The organism is Jeotgalicoccus aerolatus (assembly GCF_014635205.1).
Taxonomy (GTDB): domain Bacteria; phylum Bacillota; class Bacilli; order Staphylococcales; family Salinicoccaceae; genus Jeotgalicoccus; species Jeotgalicoccus aerolatus.
Genome location: NZ_BMCN01000001.1, coordinates 360,423 through 383,736 on the forward strand (window position 1 = coordinate 360,423; position 23,314 = coordinate 383,736).

The window sequence follows — 23,314 nt, forward strand, 5'->3', positions numbered from 1 at the left end:
TTTTAACTATAAAAAATAAGTCTTATAGAAGCCGCCGACTTTTCCTGAATTATCTATGACAAAAATATATTCTTCAGTTTCATTAACGACTGTATATTCTTTGCCGACTGTCAGCATATCAGATACTTTATATTTTGCTGCATCCACATGTTTGACAGTAACAGTTCTTAGATTGCTATTTTCCCATTCATTTTGAATCATTGTTTATCCTCCTGATTAAAAAAGAAAAGGTATCCTATATCTCGAGGATACCCTTCTCTTATTATATTATTTGTTTTTCTTAGCCTTCTAACAGAAGATCTTCAGGGTTTTCAATCAGCTCTTTAATTGTTTTCAGGAAGCCGACTGATTCTGCACCGTCGATAATTCTGTGGTCATAGCTTAGCGCTACGTACATCATTGGACGGATTTCAATATCGTCACCGACTGCAACAGGACGTTTTTGAATCGTGTGCATACCTAAGATTGCAGCCTGTGTACCATTGATGATTGGTGTAGACATCAGTGATCCGAACACACCGCCGTTAGTAATTGTAAATGAACCGCCGGCCATATCATCAAGAGATAATTTTTTATCTTTCGCTTTTTGAGCCAGGCTTGCAATATCATTTTCAATTTCAGCGAATGTTTTGCGGTCAGTGTCGCGGACAACCGGTACGACAAGGCCTTCATCTGTAGATACTGCAATTGAAACGTCGAAGAACTCTTTGTAGATAAAGTCCGTTCCGTCAATTTCAGCATTTACAGCCGGGTATTTACGAAGTGCAGCTGTTGCAGCTTTCGTAAAGAATGACATGAAGCCGAGTCTAGTGCCGTCGTTACGATCCTGGAAGCTTTCTTTCTTGCGTTTTCTCAGTTCCATGACGTTAGTCATGTCGATTTCATTAAATGTTGTCAGCATAGCAGTGTTTTGCGATACATCTAAGAGACGTTTTGCAATAGTTTGTCTGCGGCGTGACATTTTTTCGCGTCTAACCGGTTTTTCTGGCGCTGCATCTGCTTTTGGTGCAGCCTGTTTTGTTTCAGCTTTAGCGTCTGCTTTAGGCGCTGGTGCATTGCCGTGATTTTCAACATCCTGGCTGCGTACTAAGCCGCGAGGATCAGACGGGTTGATGTCTGAAATTTTAATGCCTTTTTCACGTGCTAATTTTCTTGCTGATGGTGTTGCAACGACTAATTCGTCATTTGAATCGTCTGCTGCTGCTTCAGATGCTGAAGATTTCTCTTCAGTTTTTTCTTCAGCTTTTGCTTCTTCTTTAGCAGGCGCTGCGTCAGCTTTCGGTGCGCCGCTGCCTTCGCCGATCACAGCGATGACTTGTCCAACTTCAACAGTATCGCCTTCTTCAGCTTTAAGTTCTGAAATAACGCCGGCTTCTTCACTGACGATTTCAACGTTTACTTTATCAGTTTCAAGTTCGAGAACATTCTCGCCCTTTTCTACTGAATCTCCAACTTGTTTAAACCAAGTAGAGATTGTTCCTTCTGTAATTGATTCTGCTAATTCAGGCACGATAATTTCAGCCATTTTAATATATACCCCCTATTATTTTAAAGCTTTCTCAATAATGCTTTGCTGTACGAGTTTATAAGATCCGCCGTTACCTTCTGCAGTCGATGCACTTGCTTTTCTGCCGACGTAATTCAGTTCTGCTTTAGCAGGGACTAAGTCGAGCAGATAAGGCAGGATAAAGTGATATGCACCTTGGTTTTGCGGTTCTTCCTGAACGAAGCGCACTTCTTTCAGATTAGTTAAATCATCGAAGACAGCTTTAATTGCTTCTGCAGGGAACGGATACAGCTGTTCCAGTCTGATGATTAACAGCTCATCATTTTCTGTTTCAGCTTTCGCTTGTGCTTCCAGCAGATCGACTGCGACTTTACCGCTGGCGATGACTGCTGTTTTAACTTTAGTTTTCTTATATTCAGGCACGATAATTTCGTGGAACTGATTGTTTACAAATTCGCTGACCGGCTGGCTCGCTGTTGCGTTACGCAGCAGACTTTTCGGTGACATAACTACCAGCGGACGCATTTTTTCTGTGTTTAAGTACTTCGCTTGTCTTCTTAACAAGTGGAAGTAGTTTGCACTGCTTGATAAGTTCACAACAGTCATATTGTTTTCTGCACATAACTGTAAATATTTTTCCAGTCTTGCAGAAGAGTGTTCAGGACCTTGACCTTCTTGCGCGTGCGGCAGCAGAAGTGTCAATGCAGTTCTTTCACCCCATTTAGAATGTGCAGATGACATGAATACGTCGAAGATCGGCTGCGCCATGTTTGAGAAGTCGCCGTACTGTGCTTCCCAAATTGTCAGTGCGCTGTTGTTTTCAACGTTGTAGCCGTATTCATAGGCAACGACTGCCATTTCAGTTAACGGTGAGTTATAAAGCTCAAATGATGCTTTAGCGTCACTGATATTGTGGAGCGGCGTGTGTTTCTTGCCTGTTTCTGGATCGTGCAGCACTGCGTGACGGTGTGCGAATGTACCGCGCTCAGCGTCTTCCCCTGTAAAGCGGATCGCTGTGCCGTCCTGGTTAATCGTTGCAAAGGCTAACGCTTCTGCATGTGCCCAGTCTACAAGTGCACTGTCATCTTCAAACGGTTTTTTGCGGCGTGATAAAACGTTGTTCAGTTTTTTCATCGGCGCAAAGTCTTCCGGATAGTCAAGCAGTTCTTCGTTAATTTTAGCCAGTCTGTCGAGGGTAATATCTTCTTCAACTTCGTTGGCATGACCTTCTAAAATTTCATCCGGCGTCTTGATATCTTTAGTGACGACTGTATCAGCCTTATCGATTTTATCGTGCTCGGCTCTTAATTCATCCTGAATCGCCTGCATGATATTGTTTTTATCTTCTTCTGTAATGACGCCTTCACTAACAAGCTGGTCGCCGTACAGATTATCGATAGATGGATAGTTGTTCACTTCGTTATAAAGCTCAGGATTCGTCGTCATCGGCTCATCCATTTCGTTGTGGCCGTAACGGCGGTAACCGATTAAGTCAATGACTAAATCTTTTTTGAATTTCTGACGGTACTGAATCGCAATGTCGATGACGCGGAGCACGTACTCCGGACGGTCAGCGTTAACGTGGAATACCGGCATATCGAAACCTTTAGCAATGTCTGATGCATATAAAGTTGAACGTCCGTCCCACTCTTCAGTCGTAAAGCCGATGCGGTTGTTAGTAATGATGTGCAGTGCACCGCCGACAGAATAACCTTCTAAGTTAGATAAGTTCATTGACTCAGGGTTGACACCTTGACCTGGGAAGGCAGCGTCACCGTGAATAATCACGCCGACAGAGTTATCGACATCGTGAACGGCTTTGCCCGCTTGATTCGTCTGTTCCTGTTGAGCGCGTGTGCGTCCTTGAACTACAGGACCGACGATTTCAAGGTGTGACGGGTTATTCGCCAGAGTGACAGTCTGTTCAATCCCTTTGTCAGTTCTTGTTTTCACCCCGCCGAGGTGATATTTAACGTCGCCCATCCAGCCGTTAGTCAGTTTTAATGAACCATCTTCCGGCAGGAATTTCATAGGATCAGTCGACATAAACTCACTCAGCATCATTGCGTACGGTTTTTGCAGCGTATGCGTCAGAACGTTTAAACGTCCGCGGTGCGCCATACCGATTTGCAGGTGTGGAATGTTTTCTTCAGCCATGCGCAGCAGCAGGTGGTCGAGCATTGGTACAAGCGAGTCAACACCTTCGATTGAAAAGCGTTTTGCGCCGACGAAGTTTTTGTGAAGGTATTTTTCAAATCCTTCAGTTTTTACTAATTCTTTAAAAAGGTGAAGTTTTTCTTCATTTGAAAGATTAATTTCTCCATGACTTTCAATGGCATTCTGAAGCCAGTCTCTTTCTTCGCTGTTGTTAATATGAGTGTATTCATATGACAGCGGAGAAGTATAGAGCTGTTCTAAATAGCGCGCTGCATCCAGTGCGTTATCGAACTTGCTGCCAAGTGCTTCTGAAACGATATCCGCTGGCAGGCTTTCCAGATCAGCATCTGTAAAACCGTAGGCATTAAAATCAAAGTCAGGTGCATTGTTGATTTCCGGTTTGTATAACGGATACACATCTGCTTTTAAATGACCATATTGTCTGATGTCATTTAACCACTGTAAAATACCTTTGATTTTGTCCTGTCCGGCTGAACTGAGTGCTTTCTCCGATTGACGAGTATTACTTCCTTCATTTGTTGAAATGCTTTCGAATAAGAGCTGCATTTCTTCCGAAACTGAATTTGGGTCTTCTTTGTACATGTCAAAATACTCAAGAATCATACCCAGATTTGTTCCAAATCTTACAGGAGCATTCTCAACTTCATTTTGTTGCATTGTACTGCCACCTCTTTATATTTTTTAAATACTCTTTACATCTTAAATTTTACCATTTTACCAAACTACATGAAAGCGTAATTGTTTATGTTCACCAATGTTTGACAATTTATTTTTTTGGTTTTGGGAATTTAATGTGAACCGTCGTAGATTCCCCTTCTGCACTTGAAATCCAAACTGTTCCGCGGTATAATTCAACAATTTTTTTGGCGATGGATAAGCCGAGACCATTGCCGCCCTGATCGCGGCTTCTCGATTTATCGACGCGGTAAAATCTGTTGAATACCTGATCGATTTCCTCTTTTGGAATACCGATGCCGCTATCCGTAATTTGAATCTCAATACTGCCGTCATCAGCAGTCTCGGATGACACTGTAATGTGCTTATTCTCCGTATCGAATTTTATGGCGTTATCGAGGAAAATAATCAGCATCTGCTCAAAGTGATAATTATTGATCGGGTACATGACTCTGCCCTGCTCAAGCTTCGCTTCAAACGTATAATCCGGGTGAACTTTATCGAGACTGTCAAGCCGGCTGGTGATTTCATCGTTTAAATTAATATACTCATTTAACAGCGAGCCTTCCCCTTCGTTTTTTGTTAAGAGAAGAAGCTCCTCCACCAGCTTGTTAATGCGTTTCAATTCTTCAATTGAAATGCCGAGCGACTCATCGAGCACTTCCGGGCTGTTTCTGCCCCAGCGGTTAATCAGCTGCAGGTGACCCTGAATAATTTGCAGCGGGGTGCGCAGTTCGTGAGACGCATCTTCGACGAACTGTTTCTGCTGATTATAAGACTCTTCCAAGGCGCTCATCATATTATTAAAGGATTCAATCATATAATCAGTCTCAACAATATTAGTTTTTAGATCCAGACGTTCGGCGAAGCCCTGGTTTTCATTTTTCTTCAGCTGACCGGTAAACTTGCCGATCGGCTTAACCATTTGAATCGAGAAGAAATAACTGATAATCGACGTAAATGTAATCGATAAAAACCCGATAATCGTCGCGATGAACAGCATCATGCGAATAATCGTATTGTATTCGTTTAAAGGATGGACGACCGTCACATAGCCGTGCCAGTAATCCGACTGAAGCATTCTCGTGCCGACGAGATGATCCTCGCCGTCGATGCTCCGTCTTTCAATCACCGGATTGACAGTCGCTTCAAAATCCGTATCGATATCGAGCGTGGACCTGACCGGCCAGCGGTAGACCTCTTCCCCGCTCAGCGTGTATAGCCCCATTTGCTGGTTATCGTAGAGGCTCGTATAGATTTCCCTTTCAGAAATCGAGTTGAACGGCTGATTTTCATACAGGGAACTGACGTCGGATAAGCTTCTCGATACCGACCGGTACTCCTGGTCCTTTAAATAAACACTCGTCGCGTAAATTAAAAGCGAGCTGAATAAGAGATAAGTAATCGTAATAATGAGAATCGATAATTTCAGCCACTGGCTTCTGAGTGAAGTGGACGCTGTCATTGGCGGATCACATATCCGACACCGCGTACAGTCTCAATCAGTTTATCCTTGCCAAAAGGCTTTAACTTATTGCGCAGATATCTGATATACACATCGACGACATTCGTCTCGACTTCACTGTCGTAACCCCATATAATATCGAGAATCTGTTCGCGCTTCATGACGATGCCCATATTTTTCACGAGCAGATGCAGCAGCTCGTGCTCCGTTTTAGTCAGCTCGATTGGCGTATCATCAATGGCAACCGTATAAGCTGACGTATCGATAGAAATCCCGTGCAGATCGAGCGTATCGTGACTCGTCTCAGCCGACTTGTTGCGGCGCATAATCACTCTGAGGCGCGCCAGCAGCTCTTCAATTTCAAAGGGCTTCACGATATAATCATCCGCCCCGTAATCGAGACCGACGACTTTATCGTACGTGTCACCTTTGGCCGTAATAATTATAATCGGCGTATCTTTCGTTTTCCGAAGCCGTCTGCAGACTTCGAGACCATTCAGCTTAGGCAGCATCAAGTCTAAAAGAATGACATCGTAATCATTCTCCGATGCCAGATTAAACCCTTCCTGGCCATCCTCGGCCAAAGTTACACTGTAGCCTTCATGGCCTAATTCCAATTCTATGAAACGGGCTAAATTCGTTTCGTCTTCAACAACTAATACTTCCGGCATAAGCCTCACCTACTTTGTCTACATATTATCATGAAATATTTAAAATTTGAAAACTAAAGCTGTGTTCTGGCTGATTCCCGTGCGGGCTGGGTTCATTTGGAGGATAAAGAGCGGGGTTTGGCGAGGATTTTTACTTAGGTGATGAGCACAGTGTCAGTCAAAGCTGTTTGACTGACAGTGTAGTTTTTTAAGTATCTCGGGAATCCTTTTTTGGGCTGGATCTCGGTCACAGTGTCAGTCAAAGTTGTTTGTCTGACAGTGTAGCTCTTTTAAGTATCTGCCAAATCCTTTTTTGAGCTAAATCCAATCCACAGTGTCAGTCAAAGCCATTTGACTGACAGTGTAGCCCTCCCTACAAAAAGTATCTGCCAAATCCCACAAAAAAAGCTCCCCGTCCGGCGTCCGCCGGACAGGGAGCTGATATATTAACTTACAATTGTATTCGGTGTTTCCATCATGTAACTCTGCTGTTTAATCAGCAGATTAGTTTTAACTTCCGGCCACTCGTCATCGATAATTGAATAGATGATTAAATTGCGCGGCACACCATGAAGGGCGCGTTCTTTACGGATGACGCCTTCTTTCGTAAAGCCGATGCGCTCGATGGCCTTGTTGCTGCGGACGTTTCTTTCATCTGCCCGCACTTGGACGCGCATCAATTTTAAGACTTCGAAGCAGTATTCTAAAAGCAGGAATTTGCTGTCGGAGTTTATAAATGTGCGCTGGGCTTTCGTGCCGAACCAGGAGGCGCCGATTTCTGCGCTCTGGCGTTCGTAGTCCATATGCTGAATCCGCGTGGCGCCGACGACTTCGCCGGTTGCTTTTAATATGACAACAAACGGAATTGAAGTCAGCTGATTACGCAGTTCAATTGCACTTTGAATCCATTCGCTCATGGCTTCTTCAGTGGTTGCCTGAAACAGCATGTAGGTCCATATACTGTCGTGATTAATTTCCTGCAGTTCTTTTGCATGACTCAGCTGCATGGGCACCAGTCTGATTCTGTCGTTTTCGAGCGTAATGTTTTCGTATAAATTTATTGCCATATTTTCTCACCTCGCGTTATATTTTCAGAAAGCAATTTCATTATAGGTCCTGGAAATATTTTAAGCAATAAAAATATGAGCAAATAAATTTATTTAAATCAGCGCCGGTTTTTTAAGCTTATGATGGAGCAGCGCACTCGTGCCGACAACGACTGCCAGACCGATGACAACGCCGGCCAGCACGTCTGTTGGATAGTGCACGCCGAGGTAAACTCTGGATGATGAAATCATCAGTATAAATGTCGCACATACGGTCATCAACAGTGCTTTATTATTTAAATTAGTATGACCGATAATCGTGCCGAGCGACCCGAAAAATATCGTTGATCCGACTGCGTGACCGCTTGGAAAACTGAAGCCCGAAATTTCAATCAGACGAAGGAGAGACGGACGCTCGCGGTCGAATGAATGTTTCAGCGCCGGAACTAAAATCGTCGATGCCAGCATTGAAATAACGATAAAGAGCGTATGAATCTTTAATTTATACAGCATTAAAATTGAAATTAGAATTAAAGACATTACGATCATCGATAATACTTCGCCGAGCTGGGTGAAGCCGAGCATCAGCGCCGTCGTTATAAAACTTTCCGATGCGTAAATGAATTCGTAGACTTCGCGGTCGATCCAGCGGCCGAGTCTCGATTCATGAAAGATGGCGATAACGCCGAATATTAAAGTGAAGACTAGAAATAAAGACATTTTTTTCTGGCGGCTCACTGTGACGCCTCCTCGATTAATTTGTCTGCAAGCGATGCAGGTTCAAAGCCGTGCTTAAACTGAGTCATTTTATAAGTGATTTCACTGTAATTTTTTTCGATAAAATCCAGTTTCTCAAATAAGTTCTCCCGATTCAAATGCTCTTCCTCGAGCAGTTCAGCGTAGCCCTGTTTTTTAAAGTACTTGGCATTTTGAATTTGATCGCCGCGGCTCTGATCTAAACCGAGCGGGACGAGAATCATTGGTTTTTTTGCCAGCAGCAGTTCAAATATTGCGTTAGAGCCGCTCCGTGAAATAACAATATCGCTAATTGCCAGCAAATCGGCGAGTTCGTCGTTAACAAATTCGTACTGTATATAGCCGGGGCTTTTAATTTTATCGTTTGTATTGCCTTTACCGGTTAAATGAATCACCTGATATTTGTCAGTGAGTGCGTCGATATTAGCATGCACAAATTCATTAATCTTTTTGGCGCCAAGTGAGCCGCCCATAATAATGACGACAGGTTTAGCCGAATTAAAGCCGGTTAAAGCATGGCCTTTTTCGTTGCTGCCGGCTAAGAGCTCGGGACGAATAACTGGTCCGAGATATTCAGCGTTTGTATCAGTGAACTTGTCGACTGTTTTTTCAAAAGTACAGTACACTTTAGTCGCAAATTTTCCGGCGATTCTATTAGCGAGACCCGGCGTTAAATCCGATTCGTGAATATAGACCGGAACATCTGTCGCAGCCGCTGCCAAAACGACAGGAACTGAGACGAAGCCGCCTTTAGAAAAGACGAACAGCGGTTTTTCACGTTTTAAGATTTTCTTGGCATCGGTGACGCCTTTAACCACTTTAAAAATATCTTTTAAATTTTCAAATGATAAATAACGGCGCAGCTTGCCGCTTGAAATTTCATGATAAGGAATATCGAGATCTTTAATAATATCTTTCTCGATTCCTTTTTTTGAACCGATATAATGCGGTTGGACATTTTTCTTTTCCAGTTCAGGGATTAAGAGTTTGTTCAGCATCACATGGCCGACTGTACCGCCGCCTGTCAACATCACTTTTTTATTTTCTGAAACCATACGCGCCCTCCATAATACTTATTGACTTTACTTTAAACTATTTATTATTCAGCGACAAGAAAAATTCCGTACATGCTCTCGCCGGTACGGAATTTTATCTTATTCTTTGTCTTCTTCTGTTAAATTCTGCTCATCTTCAACGACCGGCGGAATGTGCGTGGCATTATTCCGGGCCTGCTGTTCGATTTCTTTAATGGACATGTCGCCGTTAATATAATCGATTAAATAATTGAGCTGAGCATCGTTGTTATTAATTTTCTCGCGGATATCGCTGAGTAATTCCGTTGTTGTATCACCTGTGACAATGCCGTCGGCTTCCAGGTTTTTATCGTTTTGATAGCTTGTCACTGCCTGAGTCAGATTTGCATCGAAATTCTCATCGAAAGTTGTAATATTGTAGCCGAGCTCATCGAGTGCGACCTTAATGGACAATACTTTTTCATTCGTCTGACCTTCTGTGAAGACTTCGTCTTCGGTCAGAAGCTGAATGCGGTAGTAATCCGGATTAATCAGTTCGATATCCGGTGTAATGCCTTCGTCCTGCACCCATGTTTTTTCAGGTGTCAGCCATTTAGTGTTCGTATATTTCAGCATAGAGTTATCTTTAAACTCTGACGTCCGCTGTACGACACCTTTACCGAATGACGTTGTCCCTGCAATCTGCACGTCAGTTAAATCATTTAGAGCGCCTGTAAATACTTCTGAAGCACTGGCTGATCCTTCATTGATTAAAATGTAGACATCATCGAATGATTCTGTATTCTCATTTTTCTCATTTTCAGTGACGATTTCCTGCTGATTGCCCTGGTTGTCTTCAAGGTAAAGCGCAGTCGTATCAGGATCGACGAACTGGTTGATCAATGTCACGGCTTCGTTTAGCAGACCGCCTGGATTATAGCGGAAGTCGACGATCAGTTCTTTGACACCGTCTTCTGCTGCCTGATCGATAAATTTACTGAACTCATCGGTCGTGCCCTGCTGGAATCTGTTGACACTGATATGGCCGACGCCTTCAATTTCTTCGTAAGTGACACTGTCGATGTGAATCGTATCTCTCGTGACGGTAACATCTGATGAGCTGCCCTCGCCGCGCTGAATCGTTAAGACAACATCTGTGCCTTTTTCACCGCGGATCAGCTGGACTGCATCCGTCGTCGTCATACCTTCAAGCGATTCACCGTCAACAGCAAGAATCTGGTCACCCGGTTCAAGGCCTGCCTCTTCTGCAGGTGATCCCTTCATCGGACTGGAAATGATAATCTTGCTGCCTTCCTGCATCACTTCAGCACCGATGCCTTCAAAGTCACCGGTAATGCTTTCTTCGAAGTCGCCGGTTTCATCGATATTCATATATTCACTGTAAGGATCTTCAAGTCCTTCGACCATGCCGCGGATCGATGATTCAATGAGAGCGTCAGAATCGACATCCTCGTAATAGTTTTCAGTCAGCGTATCGTAGACGCTGTACAGTTTAGCAAATTCAGTACGGGTATCCGTGCCGACGTTAACAGCGCGTTCCTGGTTATTGGAAATTGATATTGCTGTAATAATCACACTGATTATTATCGTCGTTAAAATAATGACGATAAACCAGAATATATTCATTTGAACGGAACGGGTTTTTCGCTGTTCGTTCGGTTGCTTGTTATCTTCGCTCAAAATATGCACCTAATTTCTACCTATGTATTACTCATATATTATCAGTTTAGCGGCCTAAAGAAAAGAAAAGAACAGTGAAATCACTGTTCTTCATCATGATAGATATATTATTTTCCGATAAACGGCACTGCTGCATCGAGTGCAACTTCAATCATATCGTTGAAAGTAGTCTGTCTTTCTTCTGCAGACGTGACTTCGCCTGTAATCAGGTGATCAGAAATTGTCAGAATAGCAAGCGCACGCGCTTTGTATTCTTCAGCAATAGTAAACAGGGCTGCAGATTCCATTTCAACGGCAAGTACTCCGTAGTCAGCGAGCTGCTTCGTGTCTGTTTTAGAATCGTAGAAAGAGTCTGCTGTGTAAACATTGCCGACTTTAACATCGAGACCGCGTTTTTGAGCTTCGTTGTAACTCGATAACAGCAATTCAAAGTTTGACGTCGGAGCGTAGCTCACATTGTCGAACAGTTTAGTGTTTTGGAATGAGTCAGTCGTTGCACTTTGTGCAATCACAACGTCGCGGACTTTAACTTCTTCTTTTAAGGCACCGGCCGTACCGACGCGGATTAAGTTTTTAACGCCGTAATCGCGCATTAATTCATGAATGTAAATCGAAATTGACGGAACACCCATGCCTGTACCCTGTACAGAAATTCTTTTGCCTTTGTAAGTTCCTGTATAGCCGAACATGTTGCGGACTTCGTTGTAGCAGACCACGTCTTCTAAAAATGTTTCAGCGATATACTTGGCACGGAGCGGATCCCCCGGCAGTAAAATAGTATCGGCGATATCGCCTTTTTGTGCATTAATATGAACACTCATACTTTCATCTCCTCTATGATTGTAGCCATTCTTTGTAATCTGAAAAACTTTCATCAAACGTATCTAATGATATATTAAGATACGGGTTCTTTTCAAGATAATCTGAAATTTCATGGTAATTATTTGAGTATTTTGGAAAAGACATGTCGTCAGCGATATGATTTGCCAGTTTACCGGTGTCATTTTTCGCACCGGCTTGTGTTTTCATATACTGATAATATGGACGGTCTTTCATATTACTCACCGGACTCTAAGAGATTGACGTATTCACCGTAGCCTTCTTTTTCAAGATCTGCTTTAGGAATAAAATCAAGCGCTGCAGAGTTGATGCAGTATCTTAAACCGCCGAGTTCTTTCGGTCCGTCGGGAAAGACGTGGCCGAGATGGGAATCTGAAGTTTCACTTCTGACTTCGGTGCGGCGCATGCCAAAAGTCGTATCGAGATGTTCCGATACGTCTTCTTCGGACGCTGATTTGGCAAAGCTCGGCCAGCCGCATGAAGAATCAAATTTATCATTAGACGTAAACAGCGGCTTGCCGCTCAGTTTATCGACGTAAATCCCCTCTTCGAAATGTTTCCAGTATTCATTTTCAAACGGTGCTTCCGTACCGTTCTCTTTCATCACTTGTCTTTCAAGATCTGACAGTTCATTAATATCTTTTCTAGCCATTATTTTTCACCCCATACATTTTCGACGAATCCTTGTCGTCCTGAACCTTTATAAAAAGCATTGTAATGCCCTGTATTTTTCTTGTAGAAATCCTGGTGTTCTTCTTCTGCTTTGTAGAAATTTTTATACGGCAGCACCGGCGTATTAATCGATGCGCTGAAAATTTTTGCTTCGTCGAGTTCTTTAATGACCTGCAGTGCGATTTCATGCTGGTTCTCATCGTGATAAAAAATCGCCGGCATGTACTGCGGTCCGCGGTCGCCAAACTGGCCGCCGATATCTGTCGGGTCAAATGTTTTAAAGAAGATTTCAAGCAGTGCGCGGTAGCTCATCGTATTTTCGTCAAAGTCGATTTGCACGGCTTCTACGTGGCCTGTTTCACCTGTAGAGACTTGTGCATAAGTTGGATCGGGCTCATCCCCGTTAGAGTAGCCTGAAATAATTTCATTGACGCCGTCCCACTGATCGAACGGTTTAATTAAACACCAGAAACATCCGCCTGCTAAAGTTGCAGTTGCCATAATTTAATTCCTCCTAAAAAGTGTTGTTAATTGAAAAATACCATGCATCGTTTTCATAGTCTATTGTATCGACCTGAAGTTCGACGCCAAAATACTGTTCGAAGATCGACATATCGATTACAATGGCCCGCTCCTCTTCGCTCATCTCAATACCTGCAGGTAAATCGACAAGATTTCTGAGCGCGGTATAGAGCACATCTCCATTGATAGGCAGACCCGCTAAGTTTAAATCTGTCAGCTCGATAATAATCGTATTGCCGCTGACGACGGGTTCACCGGAAATGCTCGAGTTAATATCGAAACCGAGCAGCTGTTGAGCAATATCGACATCGATGCCGTTCGTATTAATATCCACTGTGAATTCTTTATAGGGAATATTTTCGTTAATGAGCGATTCGACTGTACTATTCGATAAAATAAATTCTATATCCTGCGGTTCTTGCGCAGACTCATTTTGAGCTGTCTCTTCATACGACTGATTAAAAAATAAAAAGACAGCAATGAGACAAACAATGTTAATCGCCAGCAGGATAAAAAATAAGGTCATCCATACTTTTTTAGTCATGACTTACAGCCTTCTTGTCAGCTGGAAGAAAGTATGCGGATAGCGGTTTTTATCGTCTTGAATGCCTTTGATTTTTGATTCCACGGTCCATTGATTTATATCGTAGGACGGGAAGAAAGTGTCTCCGGCAAAGCTGGCGTCGATGACTGTAATATACATTTCATCGACCAGGTGCATGGCCTGTTTGTAAATCGTGCTGCCGCCGAAAATAAATACTTTACCGGGCAGAGATTCAATCTCTTCAATCGAATGAATCACATCGAAGCCTTCTGCCGAAAAGTTTTGATTGGACGTGAGTACGACATTTCTCCGGTTCGGCAGCGGTTTTTTTAAGGTTTCAAATGTTTTTCTGCCCATTACTATAGTATTACCCGTTGTCAGTTCTTTTAAATGTTTTAAATCAGCCGGCAGACTCCAGGGCATATCGCCCATAAAGCCGATGACGTTCTGTCTGGCGTGTGCCACGATTAATGATACCATCTTCATCCTCCTATACTGCAATCGGCGCTTTGATTGCCGGGTGGGATTGATAATTTACAATTTCAAAGTCTTCGTATTCAAGTTCGAACATCGATTTGTCCGAATTAATTTTTAAGTCAGCTGCCGGATAGCTCGTCCGTGATAATTGAGTATTGACCGCATCGTAATGATTGGAGTAAATATGCGCATCCCCAATCGTATGAATGAAGTCGCCTGTTTTTAAGCCGCATTCTCTGGCTACGAGCGCCAGCAGCAGACTGTAGCTCGCGATATTAAATGGAATGCCTAAAAAGATATCCCCGCTCCGCTGGTAGAGCTGCAGGCTGAGGACGCCGTCGGCTACGTAAAACTGAAACAGCGTATGACACGGCGGCAAGGCCATAGTCTCGATCTCAGCCGGATTCCAGGCGCTGACGATATGCCGTCTTGAGTCCGGCTTGTTTTTAATGCCGTCGATCAGATTTTTAATCTGGTCGATGACTTCGCCGTTTGGCCCTTGCCAATGGCGCCATTGCTTGCCGTATACATTGCCGAGCGTGCCGTATTTTTTACTAAAGGCATCATCCGATAAAATCCGCGCTTTAAACTCATCCATCTCATTTTTGTAGTCTGCCTTAAATGTTTCATCAGTCAGTGCTCTACGGCCGAAGTCTGTCATATCCGGGCCGGTATAGTCGGATGATTCAACATATTTTTTAAAGGCCCACTCGTTCCAAATGTTGTTATTGTAGCCGAGCAGATATTTAATATTCGTATCCCCTCTTAAGAACCAGATTAACTCTGTTGCAACGAGTTTAAAGGATACTTTTTTTGTCGTTAACAGCGGAAAACCTTCGTTTAAGTCAAAGCGCATCTGGTGGCCGAAAACGGATTTTGTGCCGGTATTTGTACGGTCTGTCTTTTCTGTGCCTTCAGTCATTACGCGGTTCATCAGCTGGTGATACGCATCATCAAATGAATTCATAAAAATCACCCTTTTCTTTTATTATGTAATTCTATATAATTAATATTAACGACAGAGAAAATATACGAGTGATCGGAGTGTTTTGAATGGAAATTTTATTCACAATCGGTTTAACTTTACTTGCAGGCTACATGATTACAATGTGCATCTACGAGTAATATAATACTTATGAAAAAAGGAAAGGGCATGCCCTTTCCTTTTTTATTTTGCACAGTATTTATCGAAATCTTCTTTTAAGTCCATCATAATATCTTCAATCGATCTGTTTTCAATATTTTCACGTGCAGTAAATGACACCAGCTCTTTGCCTTTAAATAAAGCAAATGACGGGCTGGATGGGGCTGCATCAATATATTCGCGCATGGCGGCAGTCGCCGGACGCTCCTGGCCGGCAAATACTGTAGCCAGACGGTCAGGTTTAACCGGGTTCTGATTAGTGACAGTCACAGCTGCTGGTCTTGCCAGACCTGCTGCACAGCCGCAGACACTGTTAATTACAACGAAAGTTGTTTCGTCTGCCTTAGAGTTATCCATAAAACCGCGGACGTCATCTTCAGTTGTTAATTCTTCAAAATCGTAATTTGTCAGTTCTTTTCTCATCGGTTCTGCAATTTCTCTCATATATGCCTGATATGCATCCATGTTTATCGCTCCCTGTTCTGCATTTGTTTCCACACGCTGCCGAGTGCGGACTCACCCTGTTCAATACGGGTGATCGCCATTTCTATTTGCAGTCTGACGTCGTATTGTGAATCATCCTGATGTGGACGCAATGCTTGGAGACTGCTTTCATCTCCCATTTCATATATAAACATGGCAGCGCGCCAACGGACGATTGGGCTCTTGTCACCCAGTGCCTCGTACATATCTGTCAAGCCTTCTTTAAAGCCTAAATCACTGTATGCATCCGCAGCCGTTCTTCTGACCGGCACTGCCCGGTCTTTCATGGCCTGGCTTAAATACTGCAGTGTCTCTTTTGATTCAATCATGGCCAGCAGACTGACTGCAATACGTCTGACCTGCATCTTCTCATCATCTAAAGCATGGGATAAGAGCGGGTAATCCGCTGCGTCCGGCGTATCAAAATGACTGAGCATATACAGCCTTTCTTTCCAGTCTTCAGTATTTTTAAAGTCTTCAAGCGATACTTTAAAATACTTTTTAGGTGCAGGCTGCACGCGATTTTTTGCTTCGTCAGTCATCTGCTTCAGCACATCAGCCGGGTACAGGGCTTCAAGCTCTTCGATCACTTCTGTAAAGACGTCCTCCGGGCTGCCGTAACGAGATGACAGACTTTCCCACTTACGTGAGAAAATAATATTATCTTCAGGTAGAGTCGCTGCTGTGACAGCTTGTGTAAAACGGTCCGGCAATTGGCGGCGGTGTTCTTCACCGTCATTTAACTTCACTTGGTAAGGAATCCCTTTAAAAGTAAGAACCTGAGTGTCTACTTCACCGAAGTTTGACTCAGGTGTCAGCCTTTTTTTGTATCACCGGCATCAGTCTTGTTAAATGTCGCCTCAATTTCAGGAATCAGATCATCCCATTCAACTTTCGCTTTTTTATCTACAGAGATAAAATCAAGCGCATGAAAGACGCTGGTTACACTTTCAAGTTCAAGAACACGCGCGATAAAAGCCGGTGTATCCTCTGTGATCTCTTTATAAGTTGAAGATTTCATGTCCTGTTTTGTTTCATTAACAGTAATCTTCATAGTATTTGGACTTGGTGTCGGTTCTATTCTAACAATTTCCATGGTGGTGCCTCCAGTATTATAGTTTATTGCCGTACATTTTCATATCAATGCCGACGGAACATTCCGTAATGCAGAATGAATGGGCAGCGGACTTGCTGCCTTCAGTGCGGTTAACTTCTTTTAACAGACATCCTTTGCAGTAGGTCTGTTCCAATTTATTAATTTTTTCAAGTACTTTCGTATCCATTATCATACCTCATTATTAAAATTACGGCATCATTAAAAGAATAGATTTTTAGTCTTTATATGATTTTCTCTCTTTATACAGGCACGCCTTTGCTAAATTGTCCGCACCGCGATTATTTTTTCTCGGTGTATGAGTAATTATAAACATATCGAGTGCATTTGTTAAAGGAAGGAGTTTGTCAAAGTACGATTTAAATACTTTGTTTTTAACGTGCTGTTTATCGAAAGTATCTACAATAATTTTAGAGTCTGTATAGACAATCATCGATGTAATGTCGAGCGCAGCCGCTTCACGTACAGCAAACAGCAGCGTGGCCCACTCCGCTTCATGGTTGTCCATTTCACCGAGAAATACCGTCTTTTCAAAATTTAGCGTATTGTCTTTAATAATGACGGCACCTGCAGCGAGCTTAGGATTTAAGCTGGCTGCGGCATCGATATAAACTTTAGCCATCGTTATCACCTGAAGTTTAAAGTGGATAAGTATTTTTGTGCGACGCTGAGGTCATGATCAGCAAGAACATTGTTAATATGCACAGTATCCAAATTTAAGCGGCTGTTGTCCATCATAGTATCTATTTTAAGCGGGACATCCGTAATGATGCGGGCCAGTCTTTGCGACATCTGCAGAGACTCCATATCATTATTGATCTTCTCCTGCATTTTTGGCGTCAGCGTATCGAGATTATTTAAGAGTGCTTCGACGGAGCCGTGAGTCTGAATGAGTTTTAAAGCCGTCTTTTCCCCGATGCCCTGGACACCTGAATAGCCGTCACTCGCATCTCCCATCAGCGCCTTCACATCGATAAACTGCTCGGGCGTAATGCCGTACTGGTCTAAAAAGGCATCGTAGTTGTAATGATGGTATTCTGTATAGCCTTTTTTTGTCAGCCAGATTCTGTTGGTCCGGTTAATCAGCTGCAGTAAATCACGGTCGCCGCTCACAATAGTTAAATCATCGATATGCTGTGCCACTGTGCCGATGACATCATCCGCTTCATAGCCTCTGACACCGTCCTGGTAAAAGCCGATATCGTGAATGACATCTTTAATCATGTCGAATTGCGGCACCATTTCTTCCGGCGGTGCGACCCGGTTGGCTTTATAGCCTTCGAACCATTCATTGCGCACGGATTTCGAGCCCATATCCCAGGCGACGATGACATGGTCAGGCTGGGTGAGTTCTAAAAGTTTAAAGGTATGTCTCAGCATGCCCTGTACGCCGTTTGTCGGCAAGTCTTTCTTGTTGTACATAAACTGATTGCGAAAACTTGTCGCGTAAAAGTGACGAAACAATAAAGCCATGCCGTCGATAATAAGTGTATGCTGGCTCACATCTGTCTCCTCCGTTCTATTCTATAATATTTTGTACTTGTTTCAAGAGCGCTGTATCCTGATCGTAATCTTCTCTCGATATTTCTTTCGGTGCTTCTTGCAATGCCTCAGTAATTGAACTTAAGTCATCTTCAAGCTGGGCATCGAGTAAGTTCGTATATTCTTCAGCCAATGTTTCCATTTGCTGTTTAAGCTTATCTGTATCGATCGACTGAACGATGGCAATAGCCATATCGAGCAGCGCATCTCTGTATAATTGAGTTTTGTTTTTATGCTGGTAGAGTATTTTATCGAACGGTGCGAGTACATCCCCGCCGATTTCTATGACCGGCTCTTTAGCTTTGGCACTTTGTACAGATAAAGTCCCGGGTGTCCCCGACTGATCGAGCCGTTCGTTAAACTGAGTAATCATCTGCAGCGTTTTTTGGTCCGCCTGGCGGTAAATCGCGTTAAACGCAATACTCGTCTCCAGTGTCATAAAGCCCTCGATGTTTTGAGTCAGCATGGCTTTATTTTCTTTAATGTAATGCTTATTGCTCATTTGAGACACGGTGAGTATGCCTTTTAAATGATCGTAGAGCTGCAGTTCCAGCCGCTTAGTTAAGTAAGTCAGAATAATATCAATTTCCTGTTTTAAAGTATCATTCAGACTGGCTGCCTGCATACTTGGAAGATCATTTAATAAGTGCTGTCTGCGTTCAATCAGCTGCCTGCGCTCTTCTCCGTTATCTTCATACTGGCGGAGATTACTCTTTAATGTATTGACGAGCTGGCTTTGTGTTTCCTGTAAAGTTCTGTATTGCACGTTATGCGATTCTTTATCTGCAATAGCCATAATGTCTTTTTCAGCGGCAGTAAAGTATGCATCTTCGCTTTCAAGCGCCCGTTTACTGGACACCGGATACAGCACATGCTTAATATTCATCGTATTCAGTGCGTTTCTCATATAGTCGAGGACTTTGTCTTTATCGTCTTCTGACTTCATTAAATCAACAGCATTGATAATGAATATAATCGGGAAGTCCTTCCCTTTTAAAGATTGAATGTAATGCAGGAAGGTTTCATCTGACCGTGAGAACACATGATTGTAATAAGAGACGTAAATAATCATGTCGCTTTCAGTAATAATATCTCTCGTTTCTGACGTGTGACGGGCGTTAATAGAATTAATACCCGGCGAATCGATCAGCGTATAAGATTCTGTAACTTCTGTGTCTAATGAGACATTCGCTTTATGAATAAAAGTCGAATCCTGATCATTGCTGATTTTTTCAATCAAGATATTCGTATCGATCGTCACAGTCTGGCCGAGTTCATCTTTATACTGATCGTAATTTTCCAGTATGCCGGCTAAGAGCGGTTTATACGTTTCATCCGCCTTGGCAATATTTTTACGGATCCATTTTTTATAGCCTTCTGCTGTGTCGTGCGTCTCTCCTGATAAGGTACTGAGCGTATCGATTAAATCCGCTTCAGATTTATAGACAACAGTGCTTGTAGGTTCGTTATTGATCTCTGTAATTGTTGCCGTCGTCGGATTTGGACTGGTCGTTAAATACTTATGACCAAGCAGCGCATTAATAAAGGTCGTTTTACCTGCACTAAATCCGCCAAAGACACTAATATTCGCCTTGTTGTTTTCAATCCGTGATAATTTATCTTTAATCAGTTTATGATACTCCGAGTATCTTTGTGACTGCTCGAGCAGATGGCTTAATGCTTTAAACGGTTCGAGATTAATATCCGAATCATTGTTAACCGTAAATTCATTATGTCTACTTTCTTGTATAATATTGTTATTATCTTTATCGAACGATAAAGTAATCTCTTCTAAGAGATTCAGCTTATCGATCTCATCATCCATATGAATATAGAAGTGACGGTAGTTCTGTGTATCGAGCGAGTCGATTAGACCGAGCAGTGATTTGGCTTCTGTATACAGTGCCTTTTCAGACTGCAGTGTCGTCTGGGCTTTCACTTCCCCATTATCTTCTGCTTTTAGAGTCTCCAGATGGCTGTCTGCTTGTTCTGATACCGCTTTGACTAAAGCAGACTTCAGCTTATCGAAGTAATTTGTAATATAAGTCTGGTTTAAGGACGTCATCTTTTCATCTCCGAGATAGGCTCGGTCCCAAGTGAATTTAAAAGGCTGGCCCGTTAAACTGAGCGACTGAAAGAAGCTGTTAATGTTAGCGTTGATTTCCGTTTCAATGACCGGCTGTATTGCAGTATCAACATCGGCGAGTGCCTCATTGTACATGAGCGCTTCTTTTTTCTTTTTACCAAACAAGCCGCCGGCTTTCTTTTCCCCTGCCATCACTTTTAAATATTCCGTAATGGCATCCTTAACTTGGTGCGGGAATAAGTAGCTGTCTTTAACGAGTTTTTTCACCGACTCTTTAACATGTTCTCTTAAGACGTTCTCGTCGCTTCTTAAGTCATTGACTTCAGCTTTAGTGATTTCGCTGTTTAAATAGTCGATGCGTTCAGCTGCTTTGTCGGCATTTAAAGGATAATCGAGCTGCAGATCTTCTAAGCGTTCATCGAGGGCATCTCTTAAATAGACCAGCTGTTTATCTTCTATATTTTTTGTAATTCTTTCGTCATAAGCCGCTTCAAGTGTACTGCGGTCCGCTTCGGTCTTTTTAATAAATGCTTTTAAGTCGTCGATTTGATTATACGGCGACTCGTAAATAGACGTTGTAAAAATATGAGACGGCTGGATCGACCAATTGGACAGCGTTGCTTTGACACGGTTTAAAAATGTATCGAGTGTAATTTCAGCGTCATCGTGTTTATCGATCTGATTAATAATGAGTACGAGCGGAATATTAAGGGCTGCAATTTCTTTTAAGAGCGTTAAATTATGCTCGCTTTCGACGTGGTTATATTCAACCGTAAAGAAAATTAAATCGCTGTTCAGTAAAAAACGGTTGGCAGATTCTTCGTGGCTGTCATTATTCGAATCGACACCCGGCGTATCTTGAAACACTGTCCCTTGCTGATACTCATCGGAGTCGACTGCCATAGTAATGGCCTGAATATCTAAATCTTTAGTGTTTAAAGATTTTAAGTCTGAATAGTTATCGACAACCGCATACTGATATTGGTTTATAAAGGCGTGTATATTATCATCGCCGCCGATTTCCACAGATACCGTATTACTCGTCGTCGGTACGGGTGACGACGGCAGTATTTCTTCACCGAGCAGGTAATTAATCAGACTCGATTTCCCCGCAGAATAATGGCCGATAAAAGAAAATACCAGCTGTTCGTTATACGTTTTCTGAATGGCGTGGTCAATTTGCGATACGAGGGTATCATTGTCCGATTTCAGAATTTCTTTTTTTAATTTATAGAGCGTATTAAGTGTTTCTCTGTTTTCCCCTTCTTGTGACAATTATTCTTTCACTCCCCAGTATTGGAAGAACGTCGTTTCAATATAGCCGTTAAACAGCTTTCTGCGTTTCGTTGCTTTCTTGCCGACAATTTCTTCAAACTCTTTATTTGATGTCATTAAATAGACATTCAATGACGGGTAATCATTCATTAACGTTCCGATTTTACTGTACATAGCTTCAACCGCTTTGGCTTCCCCGATCCGTTCACCGTATGGCGGGTTGGTAACGAGCTGTGCATTTTTATCGAGCTGGTTTAAATCGTGCACATCGAGCGTTGTAAATTCGATATCATCTTCCAAGCCGACTTCTTCAGCATTTTTAACAGCGATATTCACCATGTCGCTCTCGATGTCAGACGCGTATATTTTAAGCTCTTTATCGTAATCCGCTTCATTTTCACACTGCGTGCGCACTTCTGTCCACAATTCTTCAGGAATAATGTCCCATGATTCAGAATCAAAGGTGCGGTTTGAACCGGGCGCAATATTGCGGGCTATCATCGCTGCTTCTAGCGCGATGGTACCCGAACCGGTAAAGGGATCGTAAAGCGTCTTGTCCCCTGTGTAATTTGCCAGCTTCAGCATGGCTGCTGCCAGCGTCTCTTTAATCGGTGCATCGCCTTGTGCCACTCTGTAGCCGCGTTTGTGGAGTGCATCGCCGCTCGTATCGACTGTCAGTACAGCTCTGTCTTTTAAAATATTAATATCTATTTTATAGCGCGGACCGTCTTCAGGCAGTTTGCCTGTCATTTTAAAGGCCTCTTTTAAATGTTCAACGATCGCCTTCTTAGTAATCCGCTGCACGTCAGGGACACTGTACAGCGTCGATTTGTGGGAGCGCCCCGTTACCGGGAACTCTGCGTTTGGTCCTAAGATATCTGATAAAGGCAAGTTCTTCACAGCTTCAAACAGTTCGTCAAAGGTTTTAACTGTAAAGTCTCCGAGGACAATTCTGATCCGGTCGACCGTGCGGAGTTTTAAATTAGTTTCGACGATGGTCCGCTCGTCGCCTTCGAAATATACGCGGCCGTTTTCGAGCTCGGTCTCTAAACCGAGCGCTTTAATTTCATCCGAAACGACGCGTTCAAGTCCCATCGGTGTGTTGACAATAAATTTAAAGTTCATATAAGACGCTCCTAAAGTTTGATTTACCTATATTATAGTATGAAAATGGGCATAAAAAAAGCTCTCCTGTATTGGAGAGCGTTTGTGTCTAGTCCGGTTTCTCTATAAGCCATGTTCTGTCCCGCTGTGCTGCATTCGTGCACTAGTATACACTCGCACATTGGTGATAATCATCTGTCTATATTAAATTAATAATATCTCTCCGCCAGTTGAATTCCTGTTGGAAAGTGCTCCTACCTAATTTGGATTGCTCACTCGAGGGGTTTACCGCGTTCCACCTTCAGCATTTCTTTTGAAGTTCGTCACTGTGGCACTTTTAAAGCTACTCTATTCATATGCAGTAAGCACTTAGAATATTTCGCAGCCGTCAAGATATCTATATATCATTGCCCAGACTTATTGTTTCATCTGGCACGAACACTACGGCCATCTCAGGTCCGTGTGAGCATGGACTTTCCTCTATGCAGTCTGGCTGCATAGCGATTATCCGAGTTACCGT

Annotated in this window: 22 protein-coding genes, 1 other RNA gene and 1 pseudogene; all 24 read right to left on the reverse strand. The window is 42.9% G+C overall.

The genetic code is table 11. The features are described from left to right. Nucleotides 1-6: 6 nt before the first annotated feature. The 24 genes and pseudogenes from IEU81_RS01845 to rnpB all read right to left on the reverse strand — a co-directional run bounded on the left by IEU81_RS01845 (nt 7) and on the right by rnpB (nt 23,310). Entirely contained in the window at nt 7-201 is a 195-nt protein-coding gene (locus IEU81_RS01845) for a DUF6501 family protein (protein WP_186090044.1), read from the reverse strand. Nucleotides 202-280: 79 nt separating this feature from the next. Beyond that, nucleotides 281-1,525 carry a 2-oxoglutarate dehydrogenase complex dihydrolipoyllysine-residue succinyltransferase gene (gene odhB / locus IEU81_RS01850; protein ID WP_092594759.1) on the reverse strand — a complete coding sequence of 415 codons (1,245 nt, stop codon included), beginning with the start codon at nt 1,523-1,525 and terminating at the stop codon, nt 281-283. A gap of 18 nt (nt 1,526-1,543) precedes the next feature. Then, nucleotides 1,544-4,342 (reverse strand): 2-oxoglutarate dehydrogenase E1 component, encoded by a 2,799-nt coding sequence (locus tag IEU81_RS01855; protein ID WP_092594757.1) that lies wholly within the window; start codon nt 4,340-4,342, stop codon nt 1,544-1,546. A gap of 109 nt (nt 4,343-4,451) precedes the next feature. Then, complete coding sequence (locus IEU81_RS01860; RefSeq protein ID WP_092594755.1) at nt 4,452-5,825, reverse strand: HAMP domain-containing sensor histidine kinase; 1,374 nt, start codon at nt 5,823-5,825, stop codon at nt 4,452-4,454. Continuing rightward, a complete protein-coding gene (locus IEU81_RS01865; RefSeq protein ID WP_092594753.1) occupies nt 5,822-6,496 on the reverse strand; it encodes a response regulator transcription factor in 675 nt (224 codons plus the stop codon). Before IEU81_RS01865 ends, IEU81_RS01860 begins: the two co-directional genes overlap by 4 nt. Nucleotides 6,497-6,921: 425 nt before the next feature. After that, entirely contained in the window at nt 6,922-7,542 is a 621-nt protein-coding gene (locus IEU81_RS01870) for a GNAT family N-acetyltransferase (RefSeq protein ID WP_092594752.1), read from the reverse strand. 93 nt (nt 7,543-7,635) lie between these two features. After that, nucleotides 7,636-8,259 (reverse strand): phosphatase PAP2 family protein, encoded by a 624-nt coding sequence (locus IEU81_RS01875; RefSeq protein ID WP_092594750.1) that lies wholly within the window; start codon nt 8,257-8,259, stop codon nt 7,636-7,638. After that, nucleotides 8,256-9,332: an undecaprenyldiphospho-muramoylpentapeptide beta-N-acetylglucosaminyltransferase gene (gene murG, locus IEU81_RS01880; protein ID WP_092594748.1), complete on the reverse strand. Its 1,077-nt coding sequence runs from the start codon at nt 9,330-9,332 to the stop codon at nt 8,256-8,258. The genes IEU81_RS01875 and murG overlap by 4 nt, the downstream gene beginning before the upstream one ends. 99 nt (nt 9,333-9,431) lie before the next feature. Beyond that, nucleotides 9,432-11,000 (reverse strand): S41 family peptidase, encoded by a 1,569-nt coding sequence (locus IEU81_RS01885; protein ID WP_373867763.1) that lies wholly within the window; start codon nt 10,998-11,000, stop codon nt 9,432-9,434. Between the two features lie 98 nt (nt 11,001-11,098). After that, nucleotides 11,099-11,812, reverse strand: a complete 714-nt coding sequence (gene deoD / locus IEU81_RS01890; RefSeq protein WP_186090047.1) for a purine-nucleoside phosphorylase — start codon at nt 11,810-11,812, stop codon at nt 11,099-11,101. A 13-nt stretch (nt 11,813-11,825) separates the two neighbouring features. Further along, nucleotides 11,826-12,047 carry a YozE family protein gene (locus tag IEU81_RS01895; RefSeq protein ID WP_092594742.1) on the reverse strand — a complete coding sequence of 74 codons (222 nt, stop codon included), beginning with the start codon at nt 12,045-12,047 and terminating at the stop codon, nt 11,826-11,828. 1 nt (nt 12,048) lies between these two features. After that, nucleotides 12,049-12,483 (reverse strand): peptide-methionine (R)-S-oxide reductase MsrB, encoded by a 435-nt coding sequence (gene msrB, locus IEU81_RS01900; protein ID WP_186090049.1) that lies wholly within the window; start codon nt 12,481-12,483, stop codon nt 12,049-12,051. Next, nucleotides 12,483-13,004: a peptide-methionine (S)-S-oxide reductase MsrA gene (msrA, locus tag IEU81_RS01905; RefSeq protein WP_186090051.1), complete on the reverse strand. Its 522-nt coding sequence runs from the start codon at nt 13,002-13,004 to the stop codon at nt 12,483-12,485. The genes msrB and msrA overlap by 1 nt, the downstream gene beginning before the upstream one ends. Before the next feature lie 13 nt (nt 13,005-13,017). Further along, nucleotides 13,018-13,569, reverse strand: a complete 552-nt coding sequence (locus IEU81_RS01910) for a DUF2140 family protein (protein WP_092594736.1) — start codon at nt 13,567-13,569, stop codon at nt 13,018-13,020. 3 nt (nt 13,570-13,572) lie between these two features. Further along, nucleotides 13,573-14,049, reverse strand: a complete 477-nt coding sequence (locus IEU81_RS01915; protein ID WP_092594734.1) for a dihydrofolate reductase — start codon at nt 14,047-14,049, stop codon at nt 13,573-13,575. 10 nt (nt 14,050-14,059) lie between these two features. After that, on the reverse strand, nt 14,060-15,013 hold the full coding sequence (locus tag IEU81_RS01920; RefSeq protein ID WP_186090052.1) for a thymidylate synthase: 954 nt from the start codon (nt 15,011-15,013) through the stop codon (nt 14,060-14,062). A 201-nt stretch (nt 15,014-15,214) separates the two neighbouring features. Further along, nucleotides 15,215-15,655, reverse strand: a complete 441-nt coding sequence (locus IEU81_RS01925; RefSeq protein WP_092594730.1) for a BrxA/BrxB family bacilliredoxin — start codon at nt 15,653-15,655, stop codon at nt 15,215-15,217. A gap of 2 nt (nt 15,656-15,657) precedes the next feature. Next, nucleotides 15,658-16,769 (reverse strand): annotated as a pseudogene (locus IEU81_RS01930) (conserved virulence factor C family protein). 16 nt (nt 16,770-16,785) lie between these two features. Continuing rightward, nucleotides 16,786-16,956: a zinc-finger domain-containing protein gene (locus tag IEU81_RS01935; protein ID WP_092594728.1), complete on the reverse strand. Its 171-nt coding sequence runs from the start codon at nt 16,954-16,956 to the stop codon at nt 16,786-16,788. Nucleotides 16,957-17,004: 48 nt separating this feature from the next. After that, nucleotides 17,005-17,409, reverse strand: a complete 405-nt coding sequence (locus IEU81_RS01940) for a ribonuclease HI family protein (RefSeq protein ID WP_092594726.1) — start codon at nt 17,407-17,409, stop codon at nt 17,005-17,007. Between the two features lie 5 nt (nt 17,410-17,414). After that, complete coding sequence (locus tag IEU81_RS01945; protein ID WP_186090054.1) at nt 17,415-18,290, reverse strand: 5'-3' exonuclease; 876 nt, start codon at nt 18,288-18,290, stop codon at nt 17,415-17,417. A 16-nt stretch (nt 18,291-18,306) separates the two neighbouring features. Beyond that, nucleotides 18,307-21,690: a dynamin family protein gene (locus IEU81_RS01950; protein WP_186090056.1), complete on the reverse strand. Its 3,384-nt coding sequence runs from the start codon at nt 21,688-21,690 to the stop codon at nt 18,307-18,309. Beyond that, nucleotides 21,691-22,815 (reverse strand): THUMP domain-containing class I SAM-dependent RNA methyltransferase, encoded by a 1,125-nt coding sequence (locus IEU81_RS01955; RefSeq protein WP_092594720.1) that lies wholly within the window; start codon nt 22,813-22,815, stop codon nt 21,691-21,693. A gap of 100 nt (nt 22,816-22,915) precedes the next feature. Further along, an RNA gene (gene rnpB, locus IEU81_RS01960) (RNase P RNA component class B) lies at nt 22,916-23,310 on the reverse strand. Between the last annotated feature and the right edge of the window lie 4 nt (nt 23,311-23,314).

Coding starts and splice junctions, on each gene's coding strand:
- deoD (WP_186090047.1), bottom strand. CDS start 11,812: ATGAGTGTTCATATTAATGCACAAAAAGGCGATATCGCCGATACTATT.
- IEU81_RS01860 (WP_092594755.1), bottom strand. CDS start 5,825: ATGACAGCGTCCACTTCACTCAGAAGCCAGTGGCTGAAATTATCGATT.
- odhB (WP_092594759.1), bottom strand. CDS start 1,525: ATGGCTGAAATTATCGTGCCTGAATTAGCAGAATCAATTACAGAAGGA.
- IEU81_RS01865 (WP_092594753.1), bottom strand. CDS start 6,496: ATGCCGGAAGTATTAGTTGTTGAAGACGAAACGAATTTAGCCCGTTTC.
- IEU81_RS01895 (WP_092594742.1), bottom strand. CDS start 12,047: ATGAAAGACCGTCCATATTATCAGTATATGAAAACACAAGCCGGTGCG.
- IEU81_RS01925 (WP_092594730.1), bottom strand. CDS start 15,655: ATGGATGCATATCAGGCATATATGAGAGAAATTGCAGAACCGATGAGA.
- IEU81_RS01935 (WP_092594728.1), bottom strand. CDS start 16,956: ATGGATACGAAAGTACTTGAAAAAATTAATAAATTGGAACAGACCTAC.
- msrA (WP_186090051.1), bottom strand. CDS start 13,004: ATGGCAACTGCAACTTTAGCAGGCGGATGTTTCTGGTGTTTAATTAAA.
- IEU81_RS01845 (WP_186090044.1), bottom strand. CDS start 201: ATGATTCAAAATGAATGGGAAAATAGCAATCTAAGAACTGTTACTGTC.
- murG (WP_092594748.1), bottom strand. CDS start 9,332: ATGGTTTCAGAAAATAAAAAAGTGATGTTGACAGGCGGCGGTACAGTC.
- IEU81_RS01955 (WP_092594720.1), bottom strand. CDS start 22,815: ATGAACTTTAAATTTATTGTCAACACACCGATGGGACTTGAACGCGTC.
- IEU81_RS01920 (WP_186090052.1), bottom strand. CDS start 15,013: ATGAATTCATTTGATGATGCGTATCACCAGCTGATGAACCGCGTAATG.
- IEU81_RS01915 (WP_092594734.1), bottom strand. CDS start 14,049: ATGGTATCATTAATCGTGGCACACGCCAGACAGAACGTCATCGGCTTT.
- IEU81_RS01910 (WP_092594736.1), bottom strand. CDS start 13,569: ATGACTAAAAAAGTATGGATGACCTTATTTTTTATCCTGCTGGCGATT.
- IEU81_RS01855 (WP_092594757.1), bottom strand. CDS start 4,342: ATGCAACAAAATGAAGTTGAGAATGCTCCTGTAAGATTTGGAACAAAT.
- msrB (WP_186090049.1), bottom strand. CDS start 12,483: ATGGCTAGAAAAGATATTAATGAACTGTCAGATCTTGAAAGACAAGTG.
- IEU81_RS01870 (WP_092594752.1), bottom strand. CDS start 7,542: ATGGCAATAAATTTATACGAAAACATTACGCTCGAAAACGACAGAATC.
- IEU81_RS01940 (WP_092594726.1), bottom strand. CDS start 17,409: ATGGCTAAAGTTTATATCGATGCCGCAGCCAGCTTAAATCCTAAGCTC.